This is a genomic window from Burkholderia sp. 22313, from assembly GCF_052045245.1.
In the GTDB taxonomy this organism is placed as follows: Bacteria; Pseudomonadota; Gammaproteobacteria; order Burkholderiales; family Burkholderiaceae; genus Burkholderia.
Window position 1 is genome coordinate 148,809 of sequence record NZ_JBQEON010000015.1, and the last position, 7,436, is coordinate 156,244.

The window sequence follows — 7,436 nt, forward strand, 5'->3', positions numbered from 1 at the left end:
GCGCCGTGCGCGCGGCACGGCGTCCCGCACGGCCAGCATCAGAACGAATAGATGAACTGCGTCGCGAGCAGGTCGTTGGACTTGCCGTACGATCCGTCGTTGCGCAGGAACACCTTGTTGTTCGCCCAGTCGTGCCGATATTCGACCTTCACGGTGATCTGCTGGGTCGGATAGAACAGCAGGTCGAGCGCGACGTCCTGACGCACCGCGCCCTTGCACTCGAAGCCCAGGCCGCCGCCGGCCTTCGACATCGCGAGACAGTCCGCATCGACGCCGAACCCGTTGTTCGGATCCATCCCGTTGCCGTTCAGCGCGATGCCGCCGCCACCACCGCCGTTCTTCGAGTTCGCGAGCAGGTCATAGCGTAGCGTCACGCCCATGCGGCCGACCACCGGCGCGTTGAACTTGCGGTGCGCGAGCAGCGACAGGCCGTACCACTGCGCGAGGCCGCCGTTGAACGCCGCATGCTGCTGGCGGCCGTAGTCGACTTCTGCGTTGTACTGAATGTCGGCGAGCGTGTAGGTCGCGTCGAGTTCGCCGAAGAAGAACGAACCGTAGGCGCTCGGTGCCGCGCCGCCCGGGCCGTAGTGGACGAACCCGTTCGCGTCGGTCGCGCTCGACAGCGTCTGGCGGCCGATGTTGAACGAGCCGCCGAGATCGAGCGCGCTCGACCACGTATAGTCCGCGCGCGCGGTGAAGGTCGGCACCTTGTTGCTGGTGGTGATCGGATCGCCGAGCGCATTGGTGCCCGTCGTCGTGACCGAACCGTACGTGCGGTACTGTTCGTTGCCGAGGAAGAACTTCCACGCCCAGTTGCCCTTCGTGTAGTTCGCGCCGACGCCGACGTAGCTGCCCGGATCCGAGAAGTCGTACAGCAGGTTGTGCGTGAGCGTGAGCATCTGGTTCGACTGCTGCACCTCGTAGCCGCCGAAGCTCGGAATCAGGCCGGCGACGAGCGTCGTCTCCGCGGTGATCGGCACGTTGACGATCGCGGTGTTCAGCAGGTTGTCGGTGATCGAGCCGCGCGAGTTCTGCAGCAGCGTGATGCCGTTGCCGCGGTTCGGCATCAGCGTGATCTCCGCCGACGGCGCCATCGGGCCGACGCCGAAGGTCTTCTTGATGTCGAGGTAGAGGTCGCCGAACGTGCTGTTGAAGTAGTTGTACACGTTCTCGTGGTTCGCGAACAGGAACGACGACGTGCCGGCCGCGCGGTTGTAGATGTAGGTCGGGTCGATGTAGCCCGTCACCGACAGGCCCGCGAGCGGACCGGTGTTGGCCGCGTCCGTCAGCGAATCGACCTTCAGCTGCTGGTTCGCGATCTGCTGCTTCATTTCGCTGACTTCGTCGTTGGTCAGCGCAGCCTGTGCGCGGCCATAGTCCGGCGAGGCCGGATCGGCTGCCACGATCGCCGGTCTGGCCGCGCCCCCGGCCGCCGTGCCCGCCGGTGCGACCGGGGCGCCGCCCGGCTTCGCCGCGAGTTGCGCCTGCATCGCCTTCATCTGTTTCTGCAGCGCGGCGACCTGCGCCTGCAGCGCCTTGATCTCGGCGGAGGTCGAGCTCGCCAGCGCGATGCCCGGCAACGCGCCGGCCACCAGCAGGCAGATCAGTTTCTTCTTCATTGCGGATTCTCCTAGTCGTGTGCCTGTCAACGTGCGTTTCGGTTGGCGCGCCGCATCGCGCGGCGCGCCGATCTTGTTGTCGAGGGGGAGGCGGGGAGTCAGGCCGGCGCGAACGCCGCCTTCAGGTCGGCCACGCGACGCCGCTCGCGCGCGATCATCATCTGGTTCACGACGATCACGCCGATCGTCACGGCCGAGATGAACAGCGTCGCGAGCGCATTCATTTCCGGGTTCAGGCCGAGACGCACGCGCGAGAACACCACCAGCGGCAGCGTCGTCGAGCCTGGTCCGGACAGGAACGCCGACAGCACCAGATCGTCGATCGACAGCGTGAACGACAGCAGCCACCCCGACAGCAGCGCCTGCGAGATCAGCGGCAGCGTCACCACGAAGAACACCTTCAGCGGCGTCGCGCCGAGATCGAGCGCCGCCTCTTCCAGGGACTTGTTCATCTCCTTCACGCGCGATTGCACGATGATTGCCACGTACGACACGCAGAGCATCACGTGACCGATCCAGATCGTCACCATTCCGCGACCCTTCGGCCAGCCGAACATCTGTTCGAGCGCGACGAACAGCAGCAGCAGCGAGATCCCCTGGATCACCTCGGGAATCACCAGCGGTGCGTTGATCATCCCCGTGTACAGCGTGTAGCCCTTGAAGCGGCCGAAGCGCGCGAGCACGAAGCCCGCCCACGTGCCGATCACGACCGACGCGGTGGCCGTCAGCAGGCCGATCTTCAGCGACAGCCACGCGGCGGTGAGCAGCTCGTCGTCGTCCAGAAGCGCCGCGTACCACTTCAGCGAGAAGCCCGACCACACCGTCACCAGCTTCGACTCGTTGAACGAGTACACGACCAGGCTGATGATCGGGATGTACAGGAACAGGAAGCCGAAGGCGAGGACGCCCGTCGACAGCGGTTTGCTCGGCTTGATCATTTTGCTTCCTCCAGTTCCTTGACCTGGTAGTACTGGAACAGCGCCATCGGCACCAGCAACAGCAGCACCATCGCGACCGTCACCGCGGACGCCATCGGCCAGTCCATGTTGTTGAAGAACTCGTCCCACATCACGCGGCCGATCATCAGCGTGTCGGCGCCGCCGAGCAGTTCCGGAATCACGTACTCGCCGACCGCCGGAATGAACACCAGCAGGCTGCCGGCGATGATCCCGTTCCTCGACAGCGGCAGCGTGATGCGCGTGAACGCGACCCACGGCTTGGCGCCCAGGTCGTAGGCGGCCTCGAGCAGCGTGAGGTCCATCTTCACGAGGTGCGCGTAGAGCGGCATCACCATGAACGGCAGGTACGAATAGACCATCCCGATGTAGACGCCCGCGTCGCTGTGATAGAGCCGCAGCGGCGTGTGGATGACGCCCATCGCGATCAGCGCGTGGTTTAGCAGGCCGTCATCCTTCAGGATCCCGATCCATGCGTACACGCGGATCAGGAACGACGTCCAGAACGGCAGCATCACGGCCATCATCAGCACGTTGCGCCGGCCGGGTTCGGCGCGCGCGATGTAGTACGCCATCGGATAGCCGATCAACAGGCACAGCAGCGTCGATACGGCGGCCATCTTCAGCGAGCTGAGGTAGGTCGCGATATACAGGTCGTCCTGCAGCAGGAACGCGTAGTGCGACAGCTGCAGCGCGAAGTGCACGACGCCATCCTTGAACTCGACGAGCGACGTGTACGGCGGGATCCCCATCACCTGGTCGGCGAAGCTGATCTTGAACACCAGCACGAACGGCAGCGCGAAGAAGACCGTGAGCCACAGGAACGGCACGCCGATCGCGACGCTGCGGCCCGACGGCAGGAAGCGCGACAGCGCGGTGAAGCGGCTGCGGCGTCGCGACGCCTGCGTCGCCGGGGCGGCACCGGCGGCAACCGGCGCGGACGGAGTGGAAGCGGAGGTTCTCATCATGTCGCCCTCACGCCGTCAGCACGACGCCGCTCGCCGGCGACCACGACACGAACACGTCGTCGTTCCACGACGGCGCGCCGTCATGCATCAGGTGCGAGCTCGACAGGTTCGACACGACCGTCTTGCCGCTCGGCAAACGCACGTGATACAGCGAGTAGCTGCCCATGTACGCGATGTCGGTCACGACGCCGCGCGCCCAGTTGTGATGCGAACCGGGCTTGTCGCGCGACACGTGCACGCGTTCCGGCCGCACCGAGATCCCGACCGGCATCCCGAGCGGGCCGGTCACGCCGTGGCTCACGTACATCCGGGCTTCGAGGTCGTCGCTCTCGACGAAAATGTGATCGGGCTCGTCCTCGACCACGCGGCCTTCGAACAGGTTGGTCGAGCCGATGAACTCGGCCGAGAAGCGGCTGTTCGGGTATTCGTACACTTCGCCCGGCGTGCCGATCTGCACGATCTTGCCTTCGCTCATCACCGCGAGGCGGCTCGCCATCGTCATCGCCTCCTCCTGGTCGTGCGTGACCATCACGCAGGTCACGTCGACCTTCTCGATGATGTTCACCAGTTCGAGCTGGGTCTTCTGGCGAATCTTCTTGTCGAGCGCGGACATCGGCTCGTCGAGCAGCAGCAGCTTCGGGCGCTTGACGAGCGACCGCGCGAGCGCGACGCGCTGCTGCTGGCCCCCCGACAGCTGGTGCGGCTTGCGCTTCGCGTACTTGCTCATCTGCACGAGCGCGAGCGCGTCGGCCACGCGTTCCTTGATCTCGTTCTTCGGCGTGCCTTCCTGCTTCAGCCCGAACGCGACGTTCGATTCGACCGACATGTGCGGGAACAGCGCGTACGACTGGAACATCATGTTCACCGGCCGGCGATACGGCGGCAGCGACGCGAGGTCCTCGCCGTCGACGAAGATCTTGCCGGCGCTGGCCGTCTCCAGCCCGGCGAGCATGCGCAAGAGCGTCGACTTGCCGCAGCCCGAGCTGCCGAGCAGCGCGAACAGCTCGTTCTTCGCGATCGTCAGGTTGACGTTGTCGACGGCCGTGCTGTCGCCGAACTTCTTCACGACGTTTTCGATGCGCACGAATGCGTCGTTCGTCGGGCGGGCAGCGGCGGCCGGTTGGAGGTGGCGTGCGGCAGCGGAAGAGGGTATCGATTGCATGGGAGTCACCATTCGTTCTTCACGGATTGCAGGCGTGAGCGTCCCCGCGCGAGGCGCGCAACGCGACTCGCGGACAACGGCTCGTGCCGGATGGAACAGCGCGCGGTGCGCGCGGGCGGACCGACAGTCCGCGGATTCTGGGCGGGCAGGCGCTCAGCCGATGCCTGCGCCGCCGCGCTGGATTTCGGTCAGTGGCCCGTCTTCAGCTGCGCCCACAGACGGTTCTCGAGGCGCAGGATGTCGGCCGGCATCGGCTTCATCAGCACCATCTTCTTCAGCACGTCTTCGGGCGGATAGACGGTCGGGTCCTGCGCGACGGCCGGCGTGACGAACGGGTGCGCGGCCTTGTTCGCGGTCGGGTAGAACACCGTGTTGGTGATCGCCGCGTTGACCTTCGGGTCGGACACGTAGTTGATCCACTTCATCGCGGCCTCGGGGTGCGGCGCATCCTTCGGCACCACCATCACGTCGAACCACAGCAGGCCGCCTTCCTTCGGGTTGGTGAACTTGATGTCGTACGAACGCTTCGCTTCGGACGAGCGGCGATGCGCGATGCCGACGTCGCCCGACCAGCCGAGCGCGACGCACACGTCGTTGTTCGCGAGGTCATTGATGTAGCCGGACGAGTTGAACTGGGTGATGTACGGGCGGACTTTCTTCAGGACCTCGAACGCAGCCTGGTAGTCGCCGGGGTTGGTGCTGTTCGGGTTCTTGCCCATGTACTGCAGCGTGGCCGCGAACACGTCGACGGCCTGATCGAGGAACGACACGCCGCAGCCCTTGAGCTTCTCCATGTTGGCCGGGTCGAACACGAGTGCCCAGCTGTCGAGCGGCGCCTTGTCGCCGAGCGCCTTCTTCACCGCCTGCGCGTTGTAGCCGATGCCGTCCGTGCCGTACGCCCAGGGCACGCCGTACTGGTTGCCCGGATCAGCATCCGCGATCATCTTCATCAGCAGCGGATCGAGGTTCGCGAGGTTCGGGATCTTCGACTTGTCGAGCTTCTGGTACACGCCGGCCTGGATCTGCTTGGCCATGTAGTTCGAAGTCGGCACGACGATGTCGTAGCCCGAGCTGCCTGCCAGCAGCTTCGCCTGCAGCGTGTCGTCGCTGTCGTAGTTGTCGTACTTGACGTGGATGCCCGTCTGCTTCTGGAAGTTCGGGATCGTGTCGGGTGCGATGTAGTCGGACCAGTTGTAGACGTTCAGGTCCTCGGCATGCGCCGACGGACTGGCGACTGACGTGAACGCGGCCACTGCGGCAAGGGCCGCAACGGAACAGGCTTGGCGAAGAAAGCAGGCACGCATGGTGGGATTCCCCTGGATGATGGTGGCGTGCGGCGCCCGCCGCACGCCTGTAGGCAAAGTCGTTACGAAATGCCCAGTTGCTGGGCGGTCGCATCGACGGCCTTCTTCGCCTTCGATACGAGTTCATCGATTTCCTGACGCGAGATCACGAGCGGCGGCGACAGCAGCATCCGGTCGCCGGTCGCACGCATGATCAGGTTGCCGTTGAAGCAGAAGTCGCGGCAGATCGTGCCGACGTCGCCGCCGTTCGCGAAGCGGCGGCGTTCGGCCGGCGCTTCGGCAAGCTGCAGGCTCGCGACCATCCCGTGGCCGTGCACTTCGCCGACGATCGGGTGACGTGCGAAGGTTTCGCGCATCAGCGCCTGGAAGTAGGGGCCCGTGTCGTGCTTCACGCGCTCGACGATCCCTTCGTCGCGCAGCAGCTTCAGGTTCGCGACCGCCACCGCCGCCGCGACCGGATGGCCCGAGTACGTGAGGCCGTGATTGAATTCGCCGTGGTCGATGATCGGGCGCGCGATACGCTCGTGAATGCCGACCGCGCCCATCGGCACGTAACCCGACGTGAGCCCCTTGGCCATCGTGATCAGGTCCGGCTCGAAACCGAAATGCTGATGCGCGAACCATTCGCCGGTGCGGCCGAAGCCGCCGATCACTTCGTCGGCGACGAGCAGGATGTCGTACTTGCGGCAGATCCGCTGGATTTCCGGCCAGTACGTCGACGGCGGGAAGATCACGCCGCCCGCGCCCTGGAACGGCTCGCCGATGAACGCGGCGACGTTCTCCGCGCCGAGTTCGAGGATCGTCGCTTCGAGCTGCTGCGCACGCGCGAGGCCGAATGCTTCGGGCGTCTCGCCGGCTTGCGCTTCGTCGAAGAAGTACGGTTGATCGATGTGCACGACGTGCTCGACCTTCGACGGCATCTGCTCGTGCATGTAGCCCATCCCGCCGAGCGTGCCGCCGGCGATGGTCGAGCCGTGGTAGCCGTTCTTGCGCGAGATCACGTATTTCTTCTGCGGCTGGCCCTGCACGCGCCAGTACTGATGCACGAGGCGCAGCACGGTGTCGTTGCCTTCCGAGCCGCTGTTGCAATAGAAGAAGTGGTTGAAGCCCGCGGGCGTCACCTCGGCCAGCAGCGCCGACAGCTCGATCACCGGCGGGTGCGTGGTCTTGAAGAACGTGTTGTAGAACGGCAGTTCCTGCAGCTGGCGATACGCGGCGTCGGCGAGTTCCTGGCGGCCGTAGCCGACGTTCACGCACCAGAGGCCGGCCATCCCGTCGATGACTTTGTTGCCGTCCGAGTCCCACAGATACACCCCGTCGGCCTTCACGATCACGCGGCTGCCCGCGCGGTTCAACGCGCCCATGTCCGAGAACGGGTGGATGTGATGCGCGGCGTCGAGCGCGCGGTATTCGGCGGTCGTGCGCGC

At 65.4% G+C, this 7,436-nt stretch carries 6 protein-coding genes; all 6 read right to left on the bottom strand.

All coding sequences use genetic code 11. The annotated features are described in order from the left end of the window. Positions 1–38 precede the first annotated feature (38 nt). A complete protein-coding gene (locus ACTJKF_RS15045) occupies positions 39–1,619 on the bottom strand; it encodes a DUF3138 family protein (protein ID WP_440624303.1) in 1,581 nt (526 codons plus the stop codon). Between the two features lie 98 nt (positions 1,620–1,717). Beyond that, on the bottom strand, positions 1,718–2,557 hold the full coding sequence (locus ACTJKF_RS15050; RefSeq protein WP_440624304.1) for an ABC transporter permease subunit: 840 nt from the start codon (positions 2,555–2,557) through the stop codon (positions 1,718–1,720). Continuing rightward, positions 2,554–3,540 (bottom strand): ABC transporter permease subunit, encoded by a 987-nt coding sequence (locus tag ACTJKF_RS15055; RefSeq protein ID WP_440624309.1) that lies wholly within the window; start codon positions 3,538–3,540, stop codon positions 2,554–2,556. Before ACTJKF_RS15055 ends, ACTJKF_RS15050 begins: the two co-directional genes overlap by 4 nt. A gap of 10 nt (positions 3,541–3,550) precedes the next feature. Further along, entirely contained in the window at positions 3,551–4,705 is a 1,155-nt protein-coding gene (locus ACTJKF_RS15060; RefSeq protein ID WP_440624305.1) for an ABC transporter ATP-binding protein, read from the bottom strand. Between the two features lie 188 nt (positions 4,706–4,893). Beyond that, positions 4,894–6,009, bottom strand: a complete 1,116-nt coding sequence (locus tag ACTJKF_RS15065; RefSeq protein WP_440624306.1) for a polyamine ABC transporter substrate-binding protein — start codon at positions 6,007–6,009, stop codon at positions 4,894–4,896. 62 nt (positions 6,010–6,071) lie between these two features. Next, positions 6,072–7,436: aspartate aminotransferase family protein (locus ACTJKF_RS15070; protein WP_440624307.1), on the bottom strand; the 1,365-nt coding region annotated here is incomplete at its 5' end.

Excerpts from the sequence above, each read along its gene's own strand:
- ACTJKF_RS15045 (WP_440624303.1), bottom strand. The coding sequence starts at position 1,619 with ATGAAGAAGAAACTGATCTGCCTGCTGGTGGCCGGCGCGTTGCCGGGC.
- ACTJKF_RS15050 (WP_440624304.1), bottom strand. The coding sequence starts at position 2,557 with ATGATCAAGCCGAGCAAACCGCTGTCGACGGGCGTCCTCGCCTTCGGC.
- ACTJKF_RS15055 (WP_440624309.1), bottom strand. The coding sequence starts at position 3,540 with ATGAGAACCTCCGCTTCCACTCCGTCCGCGCCGGTTGCCGCCGGTGCC.
- ACTJKF_RS15060 (WP_440624305.1), bottom strand. The coding sequence starts at position 4,705 with ATGCAATCGATACCCTCTTCCGCTGCCGCACGCCACCTCCAACCGGCC.
- ACTJKF_RS15065 (WP_440624306.1), bottom strand. The coding sequence starts at position 6,009 with ATGCGTGCCTGCTTTCTTCGCCAAGCCTGTTCCGTTGCGGCCCTTGCC.